Origin of the sequence: Desulfobulbus elongatus DSM 2908, assembly GCF_000621145.1 — a bacterium.
GTDB lineage: Bacteria > Desulfobacterota > Desulfobulbia > Desulfobulbales > Desulfobulbaceae > Desulfobulbus > Desulfobulbus elongatus.
Genome location: NZ_JHZB01000007.1, coordinates 1 through 23663, shown reverse-complemented (window position 1 = coordinate 23663; position 23663 = coordinate 1). Strand labels below are relative to the sequence as shown.

General features: G+C 64.4%; 15 protein-coding genes, 1 pseudogene and 3 riboswitches. Of the genes and pseudogenes, 5 read left to right on the top strand and 11 right to left on the bottom strand.

Going from position 1 to position 23663, the window contains the following annotated elements:
- From ccsA to exbB, 4 genes are read right to left on the bottom strand one after another with little or no spacing between them, the layout of a single operon-like run.
- Positions 1-783, bottom strand: a complete 783-nt coding sequence (gene ccsA, locus Q362_RS0105450) for a cytochrome c biogenesis protein CcsA (RefSeq protein WP_169737369.1) — start codon at positions 781-783, stop codon at positions 1-3.
- A gap of 5 nt (positions 784-788) precedes the next feature.
- Positions 789-1523, bottom strand: coding sequence for an energy transducer TonB (locus tag Q362_RS22065; RefSeq protein WP_028317859.1), 735 nt, complete (start codon positions 1521-1523; stop codon positions 789-791).
- The gene (locus Q362_RS0105440) at positions 1520-1903 is read right to left on the bottom strand and encodes an ExbD/TolR family protein (RefSeq protein ID WP_028317858.1); all 384 of its coding nucleotides are present in this window, start codon (positions 1901-1903) and stop codon (positions 1520-1522) included. Before Q362_RS0105440 ends, Q362_RS22065 begins: the two co-directional genes overlap by 4 nt.
- Positions 1884-2315: a TonB-system energizer ExbB gene (gene exbB, locus Q362_RS0105435; RefSeq protein WP_028317857.1), complete on the bottom strand. Its 432-nt coding sequence runs from the start codon at positions 2313-2315 to the stop codon at positions 1884-1886. The genes Q362_RS0105440 and exbB overlap by 20 nt, the downstream gene beginning before the upstream one ends.
- Before the next feature lie 371 nt (positions 2316-2686).
- A riboswitch (cobalamin riboswitch) is annotated at positions 2687-2869 on the bottom strand.
- 226 nt (positions 2870-3095) lie between these two features.
- Positions 3096-3277: riboswitch (cobalamin riboswitch) on the top strand.
- Between the two features lie 131 nt (positions 3278-3408).
- Between exbB and Q362_RS19270 the strand changes: the two genes are divergently transcribed.
- Both Q362_RS19270 and cobN read left to right on the top strand, forming a co-directional pair.
- Positions 3409-5364 carry a TonB-dependent receptor plug domain-containing protein gene (locus Q362_RS19270; protein WP_051553721.1) on the top strand — a complete coding sequence of 652 codons (1956 nt, stop codon included), beginning with the start codon at positions 3409-3411 and terminating at the stop codon, positions 5362-5364.
- Entirely contained in the window at positions 5364-9164 is a 3801-nt protein-coding gene (gene cobN, locus Q362_RS0105425) for a cobaltochelatase subunit CobN (protein ID WP_051553719.1), read from the top strand. The genes Q362_RS19270 and cobN overlap by 1 nt, the downstream gene beginning before the upstream one ends.
- 46 nt (positions 9165-9210) lie before the next feature.
- On the opposite strand, the gene Q362_RS0105420 is transcribed toward cobN, so the two are convergent.
- Positions 9211-11361: a TonB-dependent receptor gene (locus tag Q362_RS0105420; protein ID WP_051553718.1), complete on the bottom strand. Its 2151-nt coding sequence runs from the start codon at positions 11359-11361 to the stop codon at positions 9211-9213.
- A gap of 367 nt (positions 11362-11728) precedes the next feature.
- Positions 11729-11910, bottom strand: a riboswitch (cobalamin riboswitch).
- A 466-nt stretch (positions 11911-12376) separates the two neighbouring features.
- Between Q362_RS0105420 and rfaD the strand changes: the two genes are divergently transcribed.
- Together rfaD and Q362_RS22060 are read left to right on the top strand one after the other, a co-directional pair.
- Positions 12377-13336, top strand: coding sequence for an ADP-glyceromanno-heptose 6-epimerase (gene rfaD / locus Q362_RS0105415; protein WP_028317854.1), 960 nt, complete (start codon positions 12377-12379; stop codon positions 13334-13336).
- 368 nt (positions 13337-13704) lie between these two features.
- On the top strand, positions 13705-16065 hold the full coding sequence (locus tag Q362_RS22060) for a methyl-accepting chemotaxis protein (protein WP_169737368.1): 2361 nt from the start codon (positions 13705-13707) through the stop codon (positions 16063-16065).
- Positions 16066-16103: 38 nt separating this feature from the next.
- On the opposite strand, the gene Q362_RS19260 is transcribed toward Q362_RS22060, so the two are convergent.
- From Q362_RS19260 to Q362_RS0105390, 4 genes are all read right to left on the bottom strand, one after another.
- A complete protein-coding gene (locus Q362_RS19260; protein ID WP_035215763.1) occupies positions 16104-16511 on the bottom strand; it encodes a hypothetical protein in 408 nt (135 codons plus the stop codon).
- Between the two features lie 118 nt (positions 16512-16629).
- Entirely contained in the window at positions 16630-17634 is a 1005-nt protein-coding gene (locus tag Q362_RS0105400) for an FAD binding domain-containing protein (RefSeq protein WP_028317853.1), read from the bottom strand.
- 39 nt (positions 17635-17673) lie between these two features.
- Complete coding sequence (locus Q362_RS0105395; RefSeq protein WP_028317852.1) at positions 17674-20169, bottom strand: xanthine dehydrogenase family protein molybdopterin-binding subunit; 2496 nt, start codon at positions 20167-20169, stop codon at positions 17674-17676.
- Between the two features lie 3 nt (positions 20170-20172).
- The gene (locus Q362_RS0105390) at positions 20173-20799 is read right to left on the bottom strand and encodes a (2Fe-2S)-binding protein (protein WP_211248450.1); all 627 of its coding nucleotides are present in this window, start codon (positions 20797-20799) and stop codon (positions 20173-20175) included.
- 474 nt (positions 20800-21273) lie between these two features.
- Here Q362_RS0105390 and Q362_RS0105385 point away from each other — a divergent pair, with 474 nt between their 5' ends.
- Positions 21274-22170: an AraC family transcriptional regulator gene (locus tag Q362_RS0105385; protein WP_028317850.1), complete on the top strand. Its 897-nt coding sequence runs from the start codon at positions 21274-21276 to the stop codon at positions 22168-22170.
- 263 nt (positions 22171-22433) lie between these two features.
- Here the strand turns inward: Q362_RS0105385 and Q362_RS0105380 are convergent, their stop codons facing one another.
- Entirely contained in the window at positions 22434-22730 is a 297-nt protein-coding gene (locus tag Q362_RS0105380) for a hypothetical protein (RefSeq protein WP_028317849.1), read from the bottom strand.
- 663 nt (positions 22731-23393) lie between these two features.
- A pseudogene (locus Q362_RS24490) lies at positions 23394-23487 on the bottom strand (helix-turn-helix domain-containing protein); the annotation flags it as partial.
- Between the last annotated feature and the right edge of the window lie 176 nt (positions 23488-23663).

Below are 23663 nucleotides of genomic sequence, written 5' to 3'. Positions count from 1 at the left end.
TCAGAACGGGGTGCGGAAGGGGCCGAAGTCGGGCAGGCAGGTCAGGGCGAGCAGAACCAGGCCGCCCAGCGAGGCGTAGAGCGCCCTGGCCCTGAGGGACCAGGCGCGGGTCAGGTGGAGATGGAGCTGGCAGGCGTAGAAGAACCAGGCCGCCATGGTCAGGGTCAGGGCCGGGTCCTCCCAGACCACCGGCGTGCCCCAGCCCAGGTAGGACCACAGCTCCCCGGTGAACATGGAGACCGTCCACAGGGCAAAGCCCAGGGCCGCCCAGCGCTGGCAGCGGTGCATGGCCGCGGCCGGCGGCTGCCGGTCGGCGGCGTGCCGGAACAGGGGCAGCGAGGCCAGGGCCCAGGCCGCGCTGACCGCAAAGCAGGCCTTGCCGATCAGGCCGAACCAGAGAAAGCCGTGGGCCAGCAGGGTTTTCGATTTGAGAAACGGCAGGTAGAAATCCCTGGGAAAGCAGAGTGCCGTGCCGACGAGCAGCACGATCAGCACCAGCAGGATGCGGCGCACCGCCTGCTCCAACGAGGTGCCGCTGCCGCCGGCGGCCCAGGGCAGCAGCAGCCCCAGGCAGAGCGGCAGGGCCATCGCGCCCAGGTGCATGGGCAGCATGGGCCAGGCCTGGTGGTAGCGCAGCGCCACCACCGCCAGGTTGGCCGCCAGGGCCAGGGCGAGGAGGAAGCCGGTCAACGGCCCGCGCCTGCCCGGCATCAGGGCGGCCAGCAGCGCCAGGCCGTAGAGCGCGCCGGCCAGTTGGAACAGAGAGTGCGTGGTGATCGCCATGGTGTTCATCCTTCCAGCTTGAAGGTGATGGTCTGCTCGACCAGGGCCTTGACCGCCATGCCCTTGACCGTGCCCGGCTTGAACCGCCAGTTGCTGACGCAGCGCAGCACGCTCTGCTCGAAGACCCCCTCGGGTTCGGCCGCCAGCACCGAGACGTGGCCCACCTGTCCCTTTTCGTCGACCACGAACTTGACCCTGATCCAGCCCTCGATATTCCGCCGCTTGGCCGCGGGCGGGTAGGCCGGCGGCGATTTCGCCAGCACGGCCAGCGGCCCGTCCAACTGGCCGGTGGAATAGATGCCGCCGCTGTTGCCGCCCTGCGGCCGGCCGGTCCCCGATGCCTGCGCCGGACTCGCCGACACTGGGGCGGAGGCTGCGGCCGGAGCGCTGTCCTGGGCTGCCGGCGCCGGCGTATCGGCCGCCACCGGAACCGTGTCCGCCGCCGGCGTCTTTTCTGCGGGCGGCGGGGTTTTCTTTTTCACGACCGGCGGCGTTTTCTTGGCCACCGGCTTGGGCACGGGTTTTTTCTCGACCGGTGCGACCTGGCGCTCAACCGGCGGTGCCGCCGGCGCGGCGTCCTGGACGGGCCCGGCCACCGGTCCGCTCGACGGCAGGATGGAAAAATCGAGCCCCACCGGCGCTCGGACCGGCGCCGCCTGCTGGCTCAGGTTGAAGGCGGCCAGAAGAAACAGCGCGTGCACCAGCAGGGAGAAATGGGTGGCCTTGGTTTGTCGGTTCATGGCTGCTGTTCGGTTTGCAGGCTCAAGGTGGTGAAACCGAGTCGTTTGATCGCCTCGTACACATCGACGAACAGTTGCAGGCTGATGTCCCTGTCCGCCCGGACGATGAGCGGGGTGGCGCGGTCCGCCGCCACCAGGGCCGTTTCCAGTTCGGCCAGCGGCGTCTCCACGGAATCCACCCAGATCCGGCCCTCCTTGTTGATCACGATGGTGCGCGGATGCAGGGCCGCCGTGTCCTCGCTGGCCGCGGCCTTGGGCAGCTCCACCTTGATGCCGCCGGTGGCGATGAAGGTGGAGGTGGTGAGGACGATGGTCAGCAGCACCAGCATGACGTCGACCAGCGGGATGACGTTTAAGTAATCAAATTCCTTCTCGTCCATGACGGATATCCCATTGGATGAGGAGCACCTTGCATTTGCGCAGCAGGAGGTTGTAGGAGGTCACCGCCGGGATGGCCACCAGCAGGCCCAGGGCGGTGGCCTTGAGCGCGAGCGCCAGGCCGGTCATGATCTTGGTGGTGTCGAAGCCGGCGGCGCCGATGTCGTAGAAGGTGAGCATGATGCCGAGCACGGTGCCGAGCAGGCCGATATAGGGGGCGTTGGCGCCGATGGTGGCGATGAGGTGGAGCTTGCGGGTCAGGTGCAGTTCCAGCTCCTTGCGGTCGGCGAAGGTCTCGACGCGGGCGGCGCGGTAGACCAGAAAGCGTTCCATGGCCACGGCCACGGCGATCAGGCTCAGCAACAGCAGCAGGCCGAGCACGCCGTAATCGATCAAAGTATGCAGGTGTTCCATGCAATCGTCCTTGCGGTTTTGTGGCGTAATTCAGCGGGGATGCGGGCCGGGCAGATGGCGGCAGAGTGCCGCTCAGGGCGCGGTTGCCTGCCGAACGGGATGAACAACCGCCCGGTCGGGCGCCGTGGTGGTGCCGATACGGCCGGGGCAGCCGCGCCGTTGCCGGCGGGCGGTCCGGTGAGATGGGGGAAAAAGGGACAGGGCATCCTGGGCATGGCTCCTCGCACGATACGTGGCGGAGTCGACGTCAGAGGATGGCCGGTGGCTGCGGCAAGGGCAAAAAAAAATCCCGGATCGATGGGTGTCGATCCGGGATAGCCCTGTTTATCCGCAGAAATAGTGCAGCCGGGTACGATGCCGTCCTCGCAGTCGTCTCCAATACCGTCCAGGCAGGTCTTCTGACTCCCGGTTCATCCTACGTAGCTGCGTCTTCCCGACCAAGGGGTCAGTGACGTGGTGCAGCGTTCGTCCCCGGTTACAGCGGCGGGCCCGTCTCCGATTCGCACGGAGTTCCCGATTAAGTTCTTGCGAACACCTGAACTGTGCATGGATAAAGCGTGTGGCGGCGCAAATGTCAAGAAAAAATTCTTGGTCCTCCGCCTGGGGATATCGAGTCGCCGCATTCGTGCACCTCCGGAGCCGATGCGGTGAATGGCGGCGGAATATCATCTTTCCTCCCCGCTTCTTCCGGGGACGGCATGGCCACAATGTGCGATAAATCGCAAGGTTTGGGCACCTGCTCCGGGGAAATATTTTCTTGACTTTCTTCCGGAACCGTCTAAACAGAGCCTGTTTTCAGGTGCTCCAAGGAGCTTGATAGGGAACTCCGTGCGAATCGGAGACAGGCCCGCTGCTGTATTCGGGGACGAACGCCGCCCTATGTCACTGACCACTCGGTCGGGAAGACGCGGCCAGTAGGACGAACCGTAAGTCAGAAGACCTGCCTGAAGATGTGAGCCTGCGCTTCGTGGACGGAAGCGCGCTCGTGCCATATTGACGGGTAAAACAGGGACATCCCGGATCGTTTCGTCGGTCCGGGATTTTTTTGTGCCCGGACCCAACCGATGACCGTTTCGTGTGAGAGGTGGCAATCATGCGGCGTACCCATCCTTGCGTCCGGCCCGGCAGATGTCCGGCCCGTCTTCGTTCCCGTGTCCCGGCCTGGTGCCGGGCGACCTGGCTCGCCCTCTGCTGCGGCTGCCTGCTGCCGCTGCCCCGGATCGCCCTGGCCGATCATGACCATGCACCGCAGGCCAACGCCTCGGAGTCAACGGTGCTGGAAACCGTGGTGGTCACCGCCGACCATGTGCGCGACTATGCCGAGAACAATCCCGCCATGGTCGAGGTGCTCGGGCGGCGGGAGATCGACCGGCGCAACATGCGCAGCGTGGAGGAGGCGTTGGCCAGCATGGCCGGGGTCGAGGTCAAGCAGAGCGCGGGCGTCGGCTCGCGCATTGCCATCCGCGGCTCGGGCAAGTCCGGCGGGGTGCTGGTGCTGCTCAACGGCAGGCCGCTCAACAGCAGCCAGTACGGCAGCGTCGATCTGGCGTCCATTCCGGTGGAGACCATCGAATCGATCACCGTGTTCAAGCCGCCGGTGCCGGTCTGGCTGGGGGCCGGGGCCAGCGACGGCGCCATCAGCATCGTCACCAGGGGGCTTGCCGGCACGAAGGAGAAGGGACGGCAGGTCACCAAGGTGCGCACGGCCGCCGGTTCCTACGGCGCCCTCGAAGCGAACGCCAGCAGCCAGATGCCCCTGGCGGCGGGCACGGCCATGGCCACCGCCGCTGGCAAGCACCGCGACGGCAAGCGGACCAACAACGACCTCGACAGCGGCAGCCTGCTTTTGCACTGGGATGGCGACCTGGCGGACAACCGCAAGGTGGAGATCGACGGCCGCTATTTTTCCTCGGAGTCCGGTTCGCCGGGGCCGCTGGACAATCCCACCCCGGACGCCCGCCAGTCCTACGAGAAAGCCTCCTTCGACGGCCGGTTGAGCGGGCTGGCCGGGGCGAACGGCGACTATGGCCTCAACCTTTACGGCGACTCGGTCGAGGTGGAGGACACAAGCCAATCCGGCCTGGTTTCCACCTTGGACGACGCCAGGATCGGCCTGAAGGGCGAATACAACTGGAACGACGACGCCGACCGCTGGGCCCTGCGCGCCAGCAGCCTCGTCGAAAACGACGACCTCGACCACACCCTCTCCGGCAGCCACAGCCGGATGACCGCCGGCTTCGGCGTACAGGCCGACCGCAAATGGCAGGATTGGCTGGTGACCGCCGGCGCCCGCGGCGACCGGATCACCGGCTTCGGCTTCAACCCCGGCCTGTCCGGCGGTCTCCGCCATGTGCTGGGCGAGGGCTGGTCGCTGAAGGCCAACCTCGGCCACAGCGTCAACATCCCCACCTTCGGCCAGCTCTATCAGCCCAGCCACGGCAGCATCGACCAGACCAGGGGCAATCCCGACCTGGACAAGGAAAAAATCCTGGCCGCCGACGCCGGCCTGGAATACGCCTGGAGCACGGCCCGCTCGATTCAGTTGACCGCGTTCCGGAGCGAGACCGACGATCCCATCCTCTACCAACGCGGCGCCGACCTGATCTATCGGCCGGTCAACGGCGGCAGCGCTTGGCGCCACGGCCTGGAGGCCAACTGGAAATACGGCTTCACGGAGGACCTGAGCCTGGAGGCCAACCTGATCGTCCAGGATTCCGAAGTCGAGGAGACCGGCCGGGAACTGACCTACACCCCGCACCTCAAGGCCAAGCTCACCCTGCAACGCACGCTGCCGGGCACCGGCACCCGTCTGGAGACCACGCTGCGCTACAGCGGCGAGCAGTACACCGAAATGGAGAACCGCGCCGCCCAGCAGCTGGACGACTATCTGACCGTGGACTGCAAGGCCATCCAGCCCTTCAAGCTGGCCGGCCTGAACGCGGAATGGTTCCTCAATGTCGACAACCTGTTCGACACCGGCTACTCGATCCACTACGGTTATCCCGACGAGGGCCTCCGCTTCCTGACCGGCCTCAACCTGAGTTTCTGATGGACACGAACGACATCCTGCACCGCCAACCGGAATGGACGCTGGCCTATTTCAGCGTCACCTCCAACGAGATTCCCAACCTGAGCCGGGCGGTTTGCCGCTACCGTGCCGAGGTCGGGCCCCTGCGGGTGATCGCCCGCAGCCGCGGCCAGCTCGAACGCGGGGCCGAACTCCGGGACCGCTTTGCCGAAGAGGCCCTGGCCGCCGATGTGGTGCTGCTGACCCTGATGGCCGGCAGCCAGTCCTTTCCCGCCTGGGAACAACTGCTTGCGGCCCTGGCTGAGGCGCGCGCGCAGGGCCGCCCCGTGCCCTACGTCCATATCCAGCCCACCGGCAGCAATCCGGCGGTGCTCGAACTGGTGCAGGCCCATGCCGACAGCCACGCCGACGGCCACTGGGGCGAACTGAACCGCTACCATCGCTTCGGCGGGGTCGACAACCTCCTGCACCTGCTGATCGCCCTGCGCAACCGCCGCTTCGCCCCGGAACTGCCCGCGCTGCCGTGCCGGCCGCCCGCGCCCCTGCCCTTTGACGGCATCTACCATCCGGATCTCGCCGTTCTTCCGGAGCCGGCCGCCTACCGCGCCCGGCTCGACCGGAACAAACCGACGGTGGGCATCTGGTTCTACCAGAATTTCTGGGTCACCGGCAATTGCGCCCATATCGACGCCCTGATTCGCGCAATCGAAGGCCAGGGTGCGAACGTGCTCTGCGTGTTCCATATGCGCTTCAAGGATCGGCTATTGGGCAACGACGGGCCGGAGGAGATCGTCGACCGCTATTTCATGGCGGCGGGCGAGCCGGTGATCGACGTCCTGATCAGCCCGGTGATGTTCAGCCTGGGCATGATCGTAGCGGACAACGGCGGCCTGCTCGAACGTCTGGGCGTGCCGGTGCTCCAGGCCCTGACCACCGGCCAGGACATCGCCCGCTGGCGCGACAGCCCGCAGGGGCTGACCAACGTCGACATCACCATCGGCGTGGCCCAGCCCGAGCTGGATGGCGTGCTCATCGGCGTGCCGGTGGCCGGCAAGGAGACCACGGCCGTCGATCCGCTCACCGGCGCGGCCATCGCCACCTACCTGCCCATCGGGGAGCGCATCGCCACCATCACCCGGCTGGCCCTGAACTGGGCGCGGCTGCGCCGCCTGGCCAACCATGACAAAAAGGTGGCCATCGTCTTCCACCACTATCCGCCGCGCAACGACCGCATCGGCTGCGCCTCGGGCCTGGACAGTTTCGCCAGCGTCAAGGCGCTGATCGATACCCTGATCGAACGCGGATACACGGTCGACCACGCCTATGCCGACGGCAACCAACTGGCCGCCGAACTGCTCGGCCGGCTGACCGCGGACCGGCGCTGGCTGCAACCCGAACAGATGGCGGCCCGGGCCGAGGCCGCCATCGCCGCCGATACCGCCGTGGCCTGGAGCGACGAACTGCCGCCCGCGGCCCGCGACCGACAGCGCGAGGCATGGGGCCCCGCGCCGGGCCGGCTCTTCGTGCACGACGGCCGGCTCTTCTTCCCTGGCCTGATCAACGGCCATCTCTTCCTCACCGTGCAGCCGCCGCGCGGCTACCTGGAGGACATCGACAAACTGCACCACGACTTCCACCTGCCGCCGCCGCATCCGTACTTGGCGCATTACCGCTGGATCAAGGAGGTCTTCGGCGCCGACGCCGTGCTCCACATCGGCAAGCACGGGTCCCTGGAATGGCTGCCCGGCAAGGCGGTGGGCCTGAGCGAAGAATGCTGGCCGGATCTGGCCCTCATGGAGCTGCCCAACATCTATCCGTACATCATCAACGATCCCGGCGAGGGCACCCAGGCCAAGCGGCGGGCCAACGCCTGTATCGTCGATCATCTGCCGCCGGCCCTGACCAACGCCGAACTCGACGAGGAACTGGCTCGGTTGGACGGTTTGCTGGCCGAATATCGGGAGGCCCGGGTGCAGGACCAGGGCAAGCTGCCGATGCTCGGCGAGCTGATCTGGGAGGCGGCCAGCCGGGCCGAAATGGACCGGGACCTGGGGCTGAGCGCGCCCCAATCGCCCGAGGAGATCGAGACGATCGTCGAGCGGCTGCACGACGCGCTCGGTGCAATCGCCGACACCACCATTGCCGACGGTTTGCATGTGCTGGGGCAGCCGCCGCAGGGCGGGCTGCTGGTCGAGACCCTGGCCCAGTTGACCCGGCTGGACAACGGCGCCATGCCGTCGTTGCGCGACCAGGTGATCGAGGCCTTGGGCTTTGACCCGGTTGCGGTGCGGCAACGCCGGGGCCGGCCGGTCGCCGGCGAGTCCGGCCCGACCGGTAGCGAGGTGATTGACGCGGCCCATGCCCGCTGCCTGGCCCTGCTGGCGGACCTGGTGCAGGGGGACGGGCCGATTGCGGCCATGGTGCAGCGCCACCTGGGCCGGCCGCACCCGCAGATCCAGGAGACCTTGCGCACCGTGCGCGACAGCCTGCTGCCCCGACTGCACCAGACCACCGCCGAACTGGCGGCCTGCTGCAACGCCCTGGAAGGCCGGTTCGTGCCGCCGGGCCCGTCCGGGGCGCCCAGCCGGGGCCAGGCCGACATCCTGCCCACCGGGCGCAACTTCTATTCGGTGGACCCCGGCAAGATTCCCACGCCCGCGGCCTGGCTGGTCGGCCAGCAACTGGCCGATGCCCTGCTGGCCCGCTATCGTAAGGAGGAGGGGCGGTATCCGGCCAGCATCGGCATCGTGCTCTGGGCCAGCCCCACCATGCGCTCCAAGGGCGACGATGTCGCCCAGATCCTGGCCCTGATGGGGCTCAGGCCCGTCTGGCAGAAGGGTTCGGGCGCGGTCCGCGGCCTCGAGGTCATTCCCCTTGCCGAACTCGGTCGGCCGCGCATCGACGTGGTGCCGAGGATCTCGGGCATCTTCCGCGACGCCTTTCCCGTCCTGGTCGATCTCATCGACCAGGGCGTGCAGATGGTGGCCGCCCTCGAAGAAGCGCCGGACGACAACTTCCTCCGCCGCCACGTCCGCCGCGACGAGCGGCACTGGCGCGACCGGGGCCTGGACCCGGAGCAGGCGCGCCGCCATGCGACCTTCCGGATTTTCAGCGCGCCGCCGGGCAGCTACGGCACCGGGGTCGCCGAACTGATCGAGGCCAAGGCCTGGCGCGATGCCGGCGAGCTGGGGGAGATGTACATCCGCTGGTCCTCCCATGCCTACGGCCAGGGCGTGTTCGGCGAGGAAGCGGGCGAGAGCTTCCGCCGGGTGCTGGGCCGGATGGAGGCGACCGTGAAAAACGAGGATTCGCGGGAAAAGGACATGATGACCTGCACCGACTTCTACAGCCATCACGGCGGGCTGATCGCGGCGGTGCGCAGCGTCCGGGGCCGGATGCCGCTCGCCCTCGCCGGGGACAGCGCCGACCCGCGGCGGGTGGTGATGCGCACGGCCGTGGAGGAGGCCCGCCACATCTTCCGGGCCCGCCTGCTCAATCCCAAATGGCTCCGGGGCCTGCGGCGGCACGGCTACAAGGGGGCCGGCGACATCGCCAAGGCCATGGACATCATCCTCGGCTGGGATGCCACCGCCGGGGTGGTCGACGACTGGATGTACCGGCGCTTCGCGGAAAGGGTGCCGTTCGACCCGGACATGCGGGCCTGGATGCGCCGGGTCAACCCCTATGCCCTGCACAACATCGCCGACAAGCTGCTGGAGGCGGCGGCACGCGGGTTGTGGCAGGCCGACCAGGAGGTGCTCGACAGCCTGCGCCAGGTCTACCTGGACGTCGAAGGGGAAATCGAGGAGATCAACGAATAGGCGGCCGCCACCGCCACGGGGAGCGGCGGCCGCCCATCGGGGCGCGCTAGAATTTCACGCTGATCCCGGCCTCCACGTACAGGCCGTCCAGCACGTAATACGAGGTGTTGGGATCGCCATAGGCGCGGGTCAGCTCGCCGTCGCTGTTGAGGGCCCGCTCCACGTCCTCGTCGAAGATGTTCTTGGCCAGAATCCACACCTTGTACTTGTCCCACGAGTAGGAGATCGAGGCGTCGAAGGTGGTCTTGCTCGGATAGGTCAGGCGGTTGGTGTAGTCCAGGTAGTACTCGCCGCAGGTGATGGCGTCCAGGCTCACCTTCCATCCCTCGCGTGGATAGAAGTCCAGGCCGATGCGGCTGGTGAATTCGGGAACGCCGTTGACCTTGTAGCCGTCGAGGTTCGCGTCCACCCTGGTGTTGGCGGGATGCTCGTAGATCCGGGCGGTTCCCGAGGACCATTCGGCGTTGATCCAGGCGCCGGAGACCCGGTAGCCCAGCCAGCTCAGGGGGCGGCCGTCCAGTTCCAGTTCGACGCCGTAGGTCTCGGCGTCGCCGGTGTTCTTCTGGCCCATGTAGCTGCTGCCCTCGTAGTAGCCGCCGAACTTGTCCTTGGTGTCCATGAAGTAGGTGGTGAGGGCGATGTTGAGCGCCTTGCTCACATGATGCTTGTAGCCGATCTCGTAGGTCAGCGATTCCTCGGGTTTCAGGTCCTCGGGGCGGTTGTTCGGGCTGCCGTAGCTGGCGGCCCAGTAGTAATATTGCGGCGTGGGGAACCAGTAGTTGCGGCCCACGGAAAAATAGACGTTGGCGTTGGGGGAGAAGTGGTAGGAGGGCGCCACCAGCCAGCTCCACATGGTGTCCTCGATGTTCAGGCGGCTCGGTTCCTTGGTTTCGAAGGTCATGTCGACCCGGTCGACCCGGCCGCCGAGTTTCAGGCCCCAGCGTTCGTTGAGGAGCAGGTCGTTGTCCCAGAAAAACCCAGTGATGGTTTCGGCCAGGTCGACGTCGGCCTTGGCCTTGGCCGTCCTGTTGCTCGCCACGGATACCAGCGGGTCGAAGGGATAGGATTTCCGTTGGGTGAAATCCACGTCCTCCACGCTCAGGCCCACGGAAGGCGTGTACGCAAGGGCGCCAAAATCCAGGCGATAGCCGCCGGAGAGCGAGGCGGTGTAGGTGTCCTGGATGCGGTCGTCCACGTCGCCGCGCGCCTTGGAGGTGCTGGTGTAGATATCCTGGGTGTCGAAGTAGACCTCGTTGTAGTGGGTGTAGGCCAGGGTGCCGTCCACGAACAGTTGCGGGCCGTTGTGGGCGAAATCGATGGCATAGATGCCGGAATCCTGCTCCTTGGTGTTGTGCCAGACCAGCCTGGGGTCGTTCTCGGCCTTGGGGAAATGGATGCTGCGGCGATAGTTGTCCAGCTGCCACTGATACTTGGCCATGTCGTAGGCCGTGTCGTTGTCCAGGCTGACCCAGTTGCCGCGCAGGCCGATCCGGGTGCGGTCCGAGAAATTGTAGCCGAGCTTGAGCAGCCCGGCCGTGCGCGTGAGTTCCTCCTCCTCGTAGCCGTCGGTGCGGTAGTGGTTGACGTCGGCGAGATAATCCCACTGGTTGAGCCGGCCGTCCACCCCGGCCGAGACATTGGCCGTGTCCCAGGAGCCGTAACTGGTGGCAATGTGGCCGTTGACCGGTTTTTTGTCCTTGTTCTTCTTCGTGATGATGTTGATGACGCCGCGGGCGGCCCCGGGCCCGTAGGCGATGCCGGCCGAGCGCAGCACCTCGATCCGTTCGATCTGGGAGACGGAGATGATGTCGAGTTCCTCGCGCCGGTAGTTGCCGTAATTCTGGGCGACGCCGTCGATAAGGATGACCGGGCCGCCGGCCATGGAGCTGCGGGTGCCGCGGATGGACAGCGACGAGTTGCTGGCCGTGGTGTTGTAGACGCCGGGGATGCGCTCCAGGGCCTCGGTGACGTTTTTCGCCCCCATCTGTTCCAGATCGGTCGCGGTCACCACCGAGATGCTGGCCGGCGTGTCGACCAGCTTGCTCTTGCCGGTGGAGGTCACCACCATTTCTTCGAGCACATGGGTTTCTTCCTGAAGTTGCTCGGCCATGACCGCCTGGGGCGCCCAGGAGAGCGCCCCGATCATCATTCCGGCGACAAGGGTATCCCTTGTGCGCCAACCTTGTCCGTCCTGCATTGCCGTTTCCTCCTTTTCATTGCTGGTTTTCCGGATATGACCGCCAAATCGTCCATTCCGGCAGCGAGGGGAAAGCTGGCATGCATGACGGGGAACAGCCGTGGCCGGCGGGGCTGGATGCAGCCCGCGGCCTATGCCGTTCCACCAGGGAAATCACCTGCCCATCCACATCGATGACCGGAAACCGCGGTCAGATCCGAGACATGTGAACCGCGCCGAAGGGCGCGGCCGTGACTGTCTGCACAGTGGCTGGGCGGAAGAGTCGGCAGGACAAAAAAAAATCCCGGATCGATGTGTGTTCGATCCGGGATAGCCCTGTTTATCCGCAGAAATATTCCAACCGGGTACGCCGCCGTCCGCGCAGTCGTCTCCTCCTTCCATCCAGGCAGGTCTTCTGACTTACGGTTCGTCCTACTGGCTGCGTCTTCCCAACCATGCGGTCAGTGACTTCGTGCAGCGTTCGTCCCCGAATACAGCGGCGGGCCCGTCCCCGATTTACACGGGGTTCCCTCTTTGGTTCCAAGGAACACCTGAATGTGCGATGATAGACTCCACCGCAGGCGGAAAGTCAAGGGAAATGCGTGGGGAAAAGCGAATGGTATGCTCTTGAAACGCCAGGGGGAGAAGTCGGCAGCCGTCGGGCGACGGCAAGGCCGCCAACCACGGGTTGACGGAGTACGGAAAAATTGGTGTTATTTATAAATATTATTTATGGTTGAGGTATTATTTGTCAGTGTTATTTATGTTTGGATGGTGTTAGGTGCCATGCACCTGGGTCGGTTTTCTCTCCGGGAATGGTGGAATGCGAGGACCACCGTGAAGGACTGGTGTGGAGGTCCGGAAAAGGGCCGGGCCCCGAATCCGGTTTTTTCCCCCGCGCGATCCCGCGTCCCTGAGCAGGGAGGAAAGGGGCCGCCTGAATGGGAAAAGGGCATCCACGCACAGTACGCGATACCGACAACCCTCGCCTGCGGGCGGAATCGTTTTCATTTCCTGAACAACAAGGAGTTGCATCATGATCATTGTCACCGGCGGACTGGGGTTCATCGGCAGCAATATCGTCCATGCCCTGAATGCGCGGGGCGTGACGGACATTATCGTTGTCGATGATTTCACCGACGGCACCAAATTCGTCAACATCGCCGATGCCGACATCGCCGATTATCTGGACAAGGAGGAGTTCCTCGCCCGCGTGCGGCGGGACCAACGGTTTCACGGAACCGTGGAGGCCATCCTGCATCAGGGGGCCTGTTCCGCCACCACCGAGTGGAACGGCAAGCTGATGATGGAAAACAACTTCGATTATTCGAAGGAATTGTTCCACTATGCCAGCCGCCACAGCATTCCGTTCATCTACGCTTCCAGCGCCTCGGTGTATGGCAGCGGCACCGTCTTCGTCGAAGATCCGCGGTTCGAGCAGCCGCTGAATGTCTACGCCTATTCCAAGACCCTGTTCGACCGATATGTCCGGCGGCATGCCACCCCGGGCCACGGCGGCCAGGTCGTCGGCCTGCGGTATTTCAACGTGTACGGACCGCGCGAGCAGCACAAGGGCGGCATGGCCAGCGTGGCCCTGCATTTGCGCAACCAGCTCCTGGCGGGAGGGAATGTCCGCTTGTTCGCCGGATCGGACGGCTACGGTCCGGGGGAACAGCGTCGCGATTTCGTCTACGTGGAGGATGTGGTCGAGGTCATCCTCTGGTTGCTGGAGCACCCGGCGGTGTCCGGCATCTTTAATGTCGGCACCGGCCGGAGCCAGAGCTTCAACGAGGTCGCCCGGGCGGTCCTGCATGCGTTCGGACATGGCGAGGTGCAGTACATCCCGTTCCCCGAGCACCTGCAAGGACGCTACCAGAGTTTCACCGAAGCCGATCTCTCCCGTTTGCGGACCGCCGGATACGAGGGGATATTCCGTCCCGTCGAAGCCGGGGTTGCCGAATACATGCGCTGGCTGAACCAGCCGCGCTCCGCCTGATTGCCGGACCGGCAACCTTTCTGTTGATGCCGCTGCCATGGCGTCGGTCGGACGGTCTTTTTCACCGGCGCCGGGCGTGCCCTGCCCATCGTGTCATGACCGGGAGCTGTCCGCGTCGCCACTCCTGTTTCCGTCAGCGCGGGGCGAAGAGGGGGAACTGGATACGACACGGGAATTGAAAAAGAAGAAACGACTTCGGCCCTTCCTGGGCAATCCGATACCTTCAGGTGAACAGCCCGGCCCGGGCGGCGTTCTGACGACCACGGACTCGCCTGTCCTTTTCCGGCCGCGGCGGAACAATTGTTGAAAAGGTTTTTTTGGGAGGAAATGCAGGGATGAAGAGATGCCAGAAAATCAGCACGCGCCTGATGGCACCTATCGTTTTGGCCACGGTCATCTTTTCTCTGGTGTTGTACCTTGTGGCGGGAAGCACCATCGGCCAGTTGATGGATCGCAATCTTGAACGACTGGGTCGCTCCAAGATGGTCGACATCAACTCCAGTGAAAAACGTCTCTCCCAGGCCATGCTGGCCCAAGCCGCTCTCTTCAGCGAACAGGAGACGGTCCTGGCCGCATACCGCACCGCCCACCAGGGACGTCTCGACTCGGCCGAAGATGCGCACCTGGAAGAGGCGCGCAAACAACTGCGCGACTTTTTCGCCTCGGTGGAGAAGGGCTATACAGCCAACACCGAAGGACAGCCGGTGCGGCTCCATTTTCATGTGCCGCCGGCACGAAGCCTGTTGCGGGTGTGGAACAAGAAACAGAAGAAGAGCGACGACCTGACCGCTTTCCGCGAGACCGTCACCACCATCAGCACCAACCATAAACCGGTGCAGGGGGTGGAGGTCGGCCGAGGCGGGTTTGAAATCCGCGGCATCGCGCCGATATTTTCCGCCGAGGGGAACTACCTGGGATCGGTGGAAGCGCTTTCCTCCTACGATCCCCTCGTCCAATACGGCGTGAGCAACGATCAGGAGCAGATCGCCGTCTACATGAACAAATCGCTGTTGAACATCGCCTCCGAACTCCAGGATACAAACAAACACCCAGTGGTCGGCGACGATTTTGTCCTTGTTTCCTCGTCCAATCGGGCCATTACCGACGCCGTGGTCACAGCGGACATGCTCGCGAGCGGCAAAAGCGGTTTGGCGATGCAGCGGCAGGGCGACTCGTTCGTGACCTTGTTTCCCATCAACGATTTTTCCGGCAAGCAGGTCGGGATCATGATGTTCGTCTATGACGCCGCCGATTTTTTTGCGCAGAGCCGAAAAATCAAACAGGGCATTCTGGGGCTGAGCCTGGCCTTGCTGGCCGCCATCCTGGTTCCCCTTTTTTTCAGTGTCCGCGGCGTCGTCCTGCCCATCAACCGCACGGTGGCCATGCTGCGAGATATCGCCCAGGGGGAGGGCGATCTGACCAAGCGCATGGCCATCCTGAAGCACGACGAGATCGGGGAGTTGGCCCATTGGTTCAACCAGTTTCTGGACCGTCTCGAGCGGATTGTCCGGGATTTTGGTTCCAAGGCCCATACCTTGAGTCTTTCCTCGGACACCCTGAGCGGGATTGCCAGGCAAATGGCTGAAACGACGGATACTTCATCGAACAGGTCGCAGCGGGTCGCCAGCGGGGCGGAATCGATGAGCGCCAATATGGCTTCGGTCGCCGCCGCAAGCGAACAGGCCGCAACCAATGTCAATGCCGTGGCATCGGCGGTGGAGGAGATGGCGGCCACCGTCCGGGAGATCGCCGGCAACTCGGAACATGCCCGGGTGATTGCCGGCAGGGCAACCGACAGCGCCACGGTCACCTCGGACAAGGTCAATAGGCTTGGCCACGATGTCAATGAAATCGGCAAGGTAACGGAGGTGATCACCGAGATTTCCGAGCAGGTCAACCTGCTGGCCCTGAACGCCACCATCGAGGCGGCCCGGGCCGGCGACTCGGGCAAGGGCTTTGCGGTGGTTGCCAACGAGATCAAGGAACTGGCCCGGCAGACCGCAGCCGCCACCGGCGAGATCAAAGCCAAGATCGATGCGATTCAGTCCTCGACCGATGAGACGGTCAGGGAAATTCAGAATATTTCGGAAGTCATTCAGGACGTCAACGAGATCGTCGCCACCATCGCCACCGCGGTCGAGGAGCAGTCGGTCGCGACGGCGGAGATTGCCCGGAACCTGAGCCAGGCATCCATGGGAATCCAGGAGGTGAACCAGAATGTGGCGGGAGTCTCAACGGTGACAGGCGATATTTCCAAGGATATCGGTGAGGTCAGCCAGGCAACGGAAAACATGCATATCGTCAGTTCCGAGTTGAACAGCCATGCCCGCGACCTGCTGAAACTCTCGGAGCAGCTTGCTGAAATTGTACAGAAATTTCGCACCCAACAGGCCCGCTTCGATATCGGCAAGGTCAAGTCCGCGCACATGCAGTGGCGTTCCCGTCTGGAAGCCGTCTTGAACGGCAAGCAGGCACTGCGATCGGAAGAGATCACCTCCGATCATGAGTGCGAATTCGGCAAGTGGTATTTCGGCGAGGGACAGACGCTCAGCGATCGGGCCTATTTCAGGGAAGTGGGCGACCACCATGCCAAGGTCCACCGGTATGCAAAGCAGATCGCCGATTTGGTCAACCAGGGGGAGAGAGCCCGTGCCAATGCCATGATGCGGGAGTTTGAAAAAGTCCGGGAGGAATTCTTCAAGGCGCTCGACGAGTTGTATCTGCGGTGACACGGACGGGGGCGGCGAGGAGATGCCCCCGGGGCCGGTTACGGCGACTGTTGCAAATTCAAAATTTCGTCGAGGAGAAAGACGTCCGTGAGCAGGGTGCGCACATGCAGCGAGGCGTTGAGGTTGTCGACGAGTTGGGAGGAAATGCGCGGCTGGGCGAGCACCAGTTCCAGGGCGGCCAGGGCCCTGGCCGTGTCCGCGGCCAGGACGTCGAGAAAGTTGGCGTAATGCTGCGGCGCCTCCGGTTGCAGGGCGGCCACCATGGCGGCATAGGCTTCGGGCAAACCGGCGGCGGCATCCACGGCTCTGGCGAGCAGTTCCCGCAACTGGCCGCCATGGCGGCTTTCCCGGTCGTCGGTGATGCCCTGGGCCGCATACGCCAGCATGAATTCGTAGCACTCTTCGATGGCGTCGCAGCGTTTCTCGATATTTGCAGATTCGGTCATGGTTTTCGTCTCTCCGTGGGGCCGGCTTCGGCGTACTGGGCCGGCCCGCCCCATGGGGCAATGTGGTGGTTGCGGAAAAGATGATGAGCGCTGGTCTGATCCGGCGCGGCGGCTCGGTTCATGAGGTCGTTTTGCCGAGGATGGCGCGTTTGACCAGATTGCGGACCAGCGCCACCTTGTAGCCGTTCTGGGGCAAGGGCACGGCGCCGTCGGCGGCGAGGCGCGCGGCCGCATCCACAGCGGCGTTGCGGGCGCGGCCCGCTACCGCGGCTTCCACCTGGGGCAGGCGCCAGGGCCGGGCCGCCACCGCCCCCAGCACGAACCGGGCCCGGTCGATGCGGTCGCCGGAAAGCTGCATGGCCGCCGCGATGTTGACCAGCGGAAAATCCCACACCGGCCGGTCGCGGACTTTTTCAAAGTAAAACGTGACTCCGGCCCAGGTCGCAGGCAGGCGGATTTCGGTGAGTACCTCGCCGGTACCGAGGACGTTCATCCGGGTGATATCGGTATCCGGGCCGACGAAGTAATCCTCGACCGCCACTTCCCGCGCGCCTTTGGCGCTCTTGATCACCAGCCTGGCTTCCAGGGCGATGAGGGCCGGCGCAGTGTCGGACGGAGACACCGCTGCGCAGCCCTCGACCCCGAAAAGGGCGTGTTCGCGGTTCTGCCCCTGGGTGCTTTCGCCGGCATAACAGGTGCCGCCCCCGGCCCGGTAGCACTGCCAGCCGCCGCGATAGTACCAGCAGCGCGTGTCCTGGGAGATATTGCCGCCCAGGGTCCCCTGGTTGCGGATCTGGGGCGAGGCCACCTCCCCGGCCGCCTCGGCGAGCAGGCCGAACCGGGCTCGGATCTCCGGATCACGATTGACCTCGGTCAGGGTGGTCATGGAGCCGATCACCAGATCCTCGCCCTCTCTGCGCACGCCGCGGAGTTCCTCGACGCGGCCGAGATCGATGACCGCCTTGGGGCGTTTGAGGCGGTCCTTGAACCGCTCCAGGCTGTCGAGTCCGCCGGCCAGCATCCAGGCATCGGCGCCGAGGCGGTCGGCCAGGGTCAGGGCGTCCTCGACGCTCGTTGGCTGGTAGAGGTCGAAGGGTTGCATACCGTCGCGTATGATTGCCATGTGCGTTCTCCCGCCGCCGATCTCCCGGCGGCTTGCAGGTCAGACGTTGGCTGAAAGGGTGGCCGCCGGCCGCCAGGTTTCGGGTTCGACGGCGGCGAGGATGGCGTCGGCCATGACCGGGGCGCGCAGGAATTTGTCGTCGCCCAGGGCGTCGCTCAAGGCGCACAGCACCGCCGCGCAGGCTGCGCCGGTCGGCGGTTCGCCGATGCCGCGCGCGCCGATCGGCGTCTGGGGGTCGGGAATGCCGACCGAACCCCAGGTGAACCGTTCCGGCAGGCAGAGCACGGTCGTCGGGCGGGTCTGGTAGAAGCGCCTGGATACCGGCGTGCCGTGTTCGTGGTCGTAGAACCATTTCTGCCTGGAAGCGTGGCCGATGCCGAGCATGGAACGGCCGCCGAGCTGGCCGGCAAAGGCGCGGGGATGGACCACCGTGCCGGCGTCGGCCTCGGCGTGCAGGGCCACGATCCGGTACATGCCGGTTTCGATGTCCACCTCCACCTCGGCAAAGGTCGCCACGTAGGAGTAGGTCTGGCCGTCATGCGGGAAGGTGTCGCGGGCCACGGCCAGGAGCCCCTGACCGGCCAGGGCCGCCACCGAGGTCTTGGTCATCTTGTTGACATCGGCCGGGCATTCATGGCCGTCGTATACCCCGCCCAGTTCGATGGCCCGCCTGGCCGCTTCGGCAAAACTCATCCCCACCTGGCCGGCATCGCTGCGAAATATGCGTTGGCCGCCGACGGTATACTCCTCCGGCTTGCCGCCCAGGGTTCTGGCGGCGATCTCCCTGAGCTTGGCGCGGGCATCCAGGCTGGCCGCCAGGGCCGCCCGCGACATGGCGTGGATGGTCTGGCTGCCGCCGGAGACACAGCTCCAGGCCAGGTGCTTGGCCGTATTGCCCCACACGATTTCGCAGTTTTTCCAGGGCAGGTCCATGGCGTCGGCCACCACCCGCTGCACGTCGCTGAAGGACTCGGTGCCGAGGTTGCCGATGCCGCTATGGATGCGCACCCTGCCTTCGGGCGTGATCACGAACAGGCCGTCAAAACCGGTGGTCCCGGCCACGAAGCAGCCGGTGGCCACGCCGATACCGCGCCGGACGGGTCCCTCGGTCAAAGCCGGGCGGGCCCGGCGCGCCTGCCAGCCGAAGGCCTCCGCGCCGCGGTCGAGGGCCTGTTTGAGAAAGGCGCTGGTGGCGGCGTTGAGGGTGCCGTCTGCTTTGGGCGGGCCGACCGGGGCCCTGCCTTCGGGGGCGTTGATGCGGCAGACGGCCAGAGGATCGAGGTTGAGGCGGCGGGCCGCCTTGGCCAGGAGCGGCCCGATCAGGGCGCTGACCTGCAGGCCGCCGGGTGCGGTCTGGGCGCCGCGGGTCGGGGTGTTGGTGAGCACCGCCGTTCCCCGCCAGCGCATGGCCAGGGGCTGGTAGAGCAGGGAGCCCATGCGCCCTGAAATGGCGGCATCGAGCTGCTGCTCGTAGGGGCCGTTGTCCATGACCACGGACAGGTCCAGCCCCAGCAGACGGCCTTCCCTGGAAAAACCGGCCTGCATGCGGCCGATCAGGCTGGGCCGCGCCCGGCCGATGCCCTGCTCGTCTTCGCGGGAGACGCGCAGCATCACCGGGGCGTGCGCTTTCTTCGCCAGCAGCGCCGGAATGATCACCGGCACCGAAGCCGTGATCTTGCCGCCGAAACCGCCGCCGGTGTATTCGCTCACCAGGACGATGTCGTCGGCGTTCATGTTGAGCCACTTGGCGATGGCCGGCACGGTCTGGATGGTGCTCTGGGTGCCCACGGCGATGTGGAGCTTGCCGTTTTCCCACCAGGCCAGGGCGGAGCGGGTTTCCAGGGTCTGGTGGCTGACGTTGGGGGTGACGAAGGTTTCGTCGAGGACCAGCGCCGCCTCCGATAGGGCGGCGGTGACATCGCCGTAGGACCACTCGGCGGCGGCCTTACCCAGGGGCAGCCGGTTCGGGCCGGCGGTCTCGAAATCGGCCGCGGTCCACTTGAGTTTTCCCACGCGCGGCTGCTCGCCCGGCTTTTCCGGCGGCAGCCAGACATTGCCGTCAATGCGGGCGTTGGCGCCGTCCGGCCGCAGGCTGTCCAGGGGGGCGATGACAAAGGGTAGCGCCTCGAAGGCGATATCGATGGCCTCGATAGCCGCGGCCGCGGCTGCCTCGTCGGTTGCCGCCACCGCCAGGACGGGCTCGCCCTGGTAGTGCGGTTCCATGGTCAGGGCGCGTTCGGCCCAGGGGCTGGCCTTGATCACCGCGCCGCTGTCGGACACGGAATCGGCCGGCGGCGGCAGTTCATCGGCGGTGAGAATGGCCCGCACGCCGGGCATGGCCAGGGCGGCGCCGGTGTCGAGGCGGGTGACCCTGGCATGGGGCAGGGGGCTGGTGAGCAGCTTGCAGACGAGCATGCCCTCGGCCCGGAAGTCGTCGGCGAAACGGGCCGTGCCGGTCAGCTTGGCACGCAGGTCGGGCGTGGTGTAATCGCGCCCGGTCAGTTTCGGGGTGAACAGCGGGTCGTTTTCCGGCATGACTTACCCCCTTCGCATGTATTCGGCCCCGCGCATCAGGGCGGTGAGGATCTTGTCGTAATCCTGGCAGCGGCAGAGATTGCCCGAAACGCCGTGGGCCAGTTCCTGCCGGGTGGGATTGGGGTTGGCGGTGAGATAGCCGAGGGTGGCCATGAGAAAGCCCGGCGCGCAGTAGCCGCACTGAAAACCCTGCTCGTCGAGGACGCCCTGCTGCAGGGGATGCAGCCCGCCGTCGGCGCGGGCCAGCCCCTCGACGGTCAGAATGTTCTTGCCCCGCACGCTGTGGGTGAGAGTGGAGCAGGCATACAGGGGCTCGTTGTCGACAAGGACGGTGCAGGCGCCGCATTCGGCCCGGTCGCAGCCGACCTTGAGGCCGGTGAGTCCGAGCTTGCCGCGCAGGGTCTGGGCCAGGGTTTCCTGGGGCAGGACGTCAACCCGGCGCTGCTGCCCGTTGACGGTCAGGGTGATGAGCCGCTCCACGGCTCCGGGCGACGTCTTGTGACCGGCCCCGGCCGGTCCGGTGAACAGGAGCCCGGCAGAGGTGACGGCGCCGGCTGCGATGACGCTTTTGATGAACTGGCGGCGGGTCATGCCGCCGGGCCGGATGGGTTCAAGGGGTGAGGCGTTCATGGCCACTCCGTCTGTTTGTCCGGGCAGATGCCGGATCGTTGAAGGGGGCGCCGAACGAGACGGCGGGAAAACGCACACGCGGGCCGGCGGGCGGGGCAGGGCGTGTTCGTCTTCTGTGCGCAGGCGGCGGATACTTTTTCCGTACAGACAGGTTCTCAGCTTTATAACAGGTGTCGCGCCAGGTAAAAATGATTTTTTTGTCGGCGAACACAGCGAAAAATCGGGATGATCGCTCTACGCCCGCCTTGGGCCGCGTCGCGACGGACGGCGCGAGAGGGCCTGCCGCGGACGTTTCGTTTTTCGATGGGCAGAAGGTACCGGAAAAGGCGCCGCAACAGGTAGACCAATCCTCCTGAATTCTTGCCCGATCCTCCGGGTGTCGTCGATAAGTGTTGTCAGACCCAGACAGGTCTGGCAGGATGAACGGCACAGCAAGACCGGTTCTCAGCAAGTTGAAAACGGAGTGAAGCAAGCATGGAAACAGCGATCGGGTCGTTGGCCGACAGCATTGCCCGATGGACCGAGTCGGGCGACCAGTCCGCCACGGACATTCCGGGGCTCTCGCTCCATCAGCGCCATGAACAGAGCCCGCCGATGACCGCCATGTATGAGCCGCGCATCTGCGTGATTGCCCAGGGCGCCAAGCGGGTCATCCTCGGCGACGACACCTATGTTTACGATGCGCATCGTTATCTCATCACCTCCGTGCATCTGCCCACGGTGGTGCAGGTCATCGAGGCCAGCCGGGACAAGCCCTATCTGGGGCTGGCGCTCAAACTCGATCAGCGGGAGTTGTCGCAGTTGATGGTGGACAGCCACCTGCCGCCGCCGCGGCCGCAGCAGCCGAACCGCGGCATGGCCACCGGCGAGGCGACCGAGCCGCTGCTCGCCGCCTTTCAGCGGTTGATCGACCTGCTCGACGAACCGGAGGATATCCCGATTCTGGCTCCCCTCATCCAGCGTGAGATTTTCTATCGCCTGCTCGTCGGCGACCAGGGGGCGCGCCTGCGGCAGATCGCCTCGGTGGGCAGCCGGAGCCACCAAATCGCCAGGGCCATCGATTGGCTGAAAAACAATTACGCGCAGCCGCTGCGCATCGACGATCTGGCCAGGCAGGTCAACATGAGCGTATCCACCTTTCACCATCATTTCCGCGCCCTGACGGCGATGAGTCCGTTGCAGTATCAGAAATGGCTGCGTCTCAACGAAGCGCGCCGGTTGATGCTCGCCGAACCGTTGGACGCCACCACCGCTGCCTTTCAGGTCGGCTATGAGAGCACCTCGCAATTCAGCCGCGAATACAGCCGCCTGTTCGGAGCGCCGCCGCTGCGGGACATCAACAGCCTGCGCCAAAGCGCCGTGGCCGTGTAGAAGGAGCCGGCAACAATGCCAGGGAAGATGCGGTGCGGAAATGCATCGCATGCCGTGTTTGTCTGTATGGTTGGTAAAGCGAATGGACAACGGCCGTCCAGCCTCCTGCCATGGCTGAGCAGCCGTTGGAGTGCTGGTGCCGGAACGAGGTGCACCCCCCTACGGTTCAGGGCCTCGTGCGGTTTCCCTCGGCCTGGCACGGATCGCCGGTTTGTGTTTCGAATACGGGTTGAGCGTCGAAGGAGGGGCGAGATGCCGCTTCGTCAACTCTGTCCCACGGTGAACTTCGTCCAGTTCTTTTTAATCCATGCGATCGTGTCCCCTTGGGTGTCGATTTCCTCGGGAAGCCTATCGTGCAGCAATTTTTCTATTTTATTGCCAAAACTATCCACCCCGTAGGCCAAGTGGTCGGTCAGGCAATTTATGATGTAGAGCACTTCCTGCCCTTCCTTTCTGTTGAACGCGGTCGCGTCCGGAATTCCAGAAATTCTCGGGTCGTCTTTTTCGTACAAAGCCCAATTGTAGGTATAGACCAGATTGGATTTATTAAACGATTCCATGATAGCACCTCACGAAACGAGAAATACGGTAGAATATTAGCGACACCTAACAAAACAATTAAGCACCAAATGGACATTGTCCACCCGCACCCTTCATCCTTCCCGCTCCACATATTCGGTGACTTCCATGACTGTTGGAGAGCGCCCGGAATCCCGGATGTATCGCAGGATGTTCGAGAGGGTCGGGAAAACGAGGGAACCCAGGTTCAACGTCCGCTGTCAGAAACTCGGGCAGGCCGGTGAGAGCCTCCCTTGACGTGGGGATGCAGGGATGAACCGGCCGAAGAAGAGCGCAAGCGCCAGGAAGAAGAATGTTCCCCGCGAACGCGGAGATGACGCGATTATAAAAAACCCAGAAAATCGTCTTGATTCACTGGGTTAATGGATGCCAGCAAACTTTGCTGGATTATGATTTGGTCGGAACGGGAACCAAATGAAATTATTTTTATGATGTTTTATCAGTTAATTATTGAAAGAATATAAAGTTTGTTCTGTAAAAATACCTGGTTTTGTACCCGGTTTTTGTGCTTGCTGAGGAAAAGGATAGTTTGATCTTGTGTGTTGTGTCCCGTGCATAAACTGTAGCCGTCGACAGCTGAATTTTGGTTCAAGACATAGAATGCCGCCTAGCCGACTTGGCATACCTGGGCATGGCGCCGCCCTTGATGTACTTCTTGACCGTGTCTCGATGCACCCCCAGTTTCCTGGCGATGGCTCGCATGCTCATGCCTTGGCGATGTAGTGCGATAATGTCCATAAACTCTCCAGGGTGACCATGGTTGCCGCCTCCTTTCTCAAGAGGATCGGCAACTGGCGGAGGTGGTACACTTTTCAGGTTCATCCGGCAAATGCGTACCCGGAGTTGTGTAGGTTGTAGAGTCTGAGCTTGAAGTATTCCATGTCACGGAACCCATAGGCCTGCCGTTTCATGGT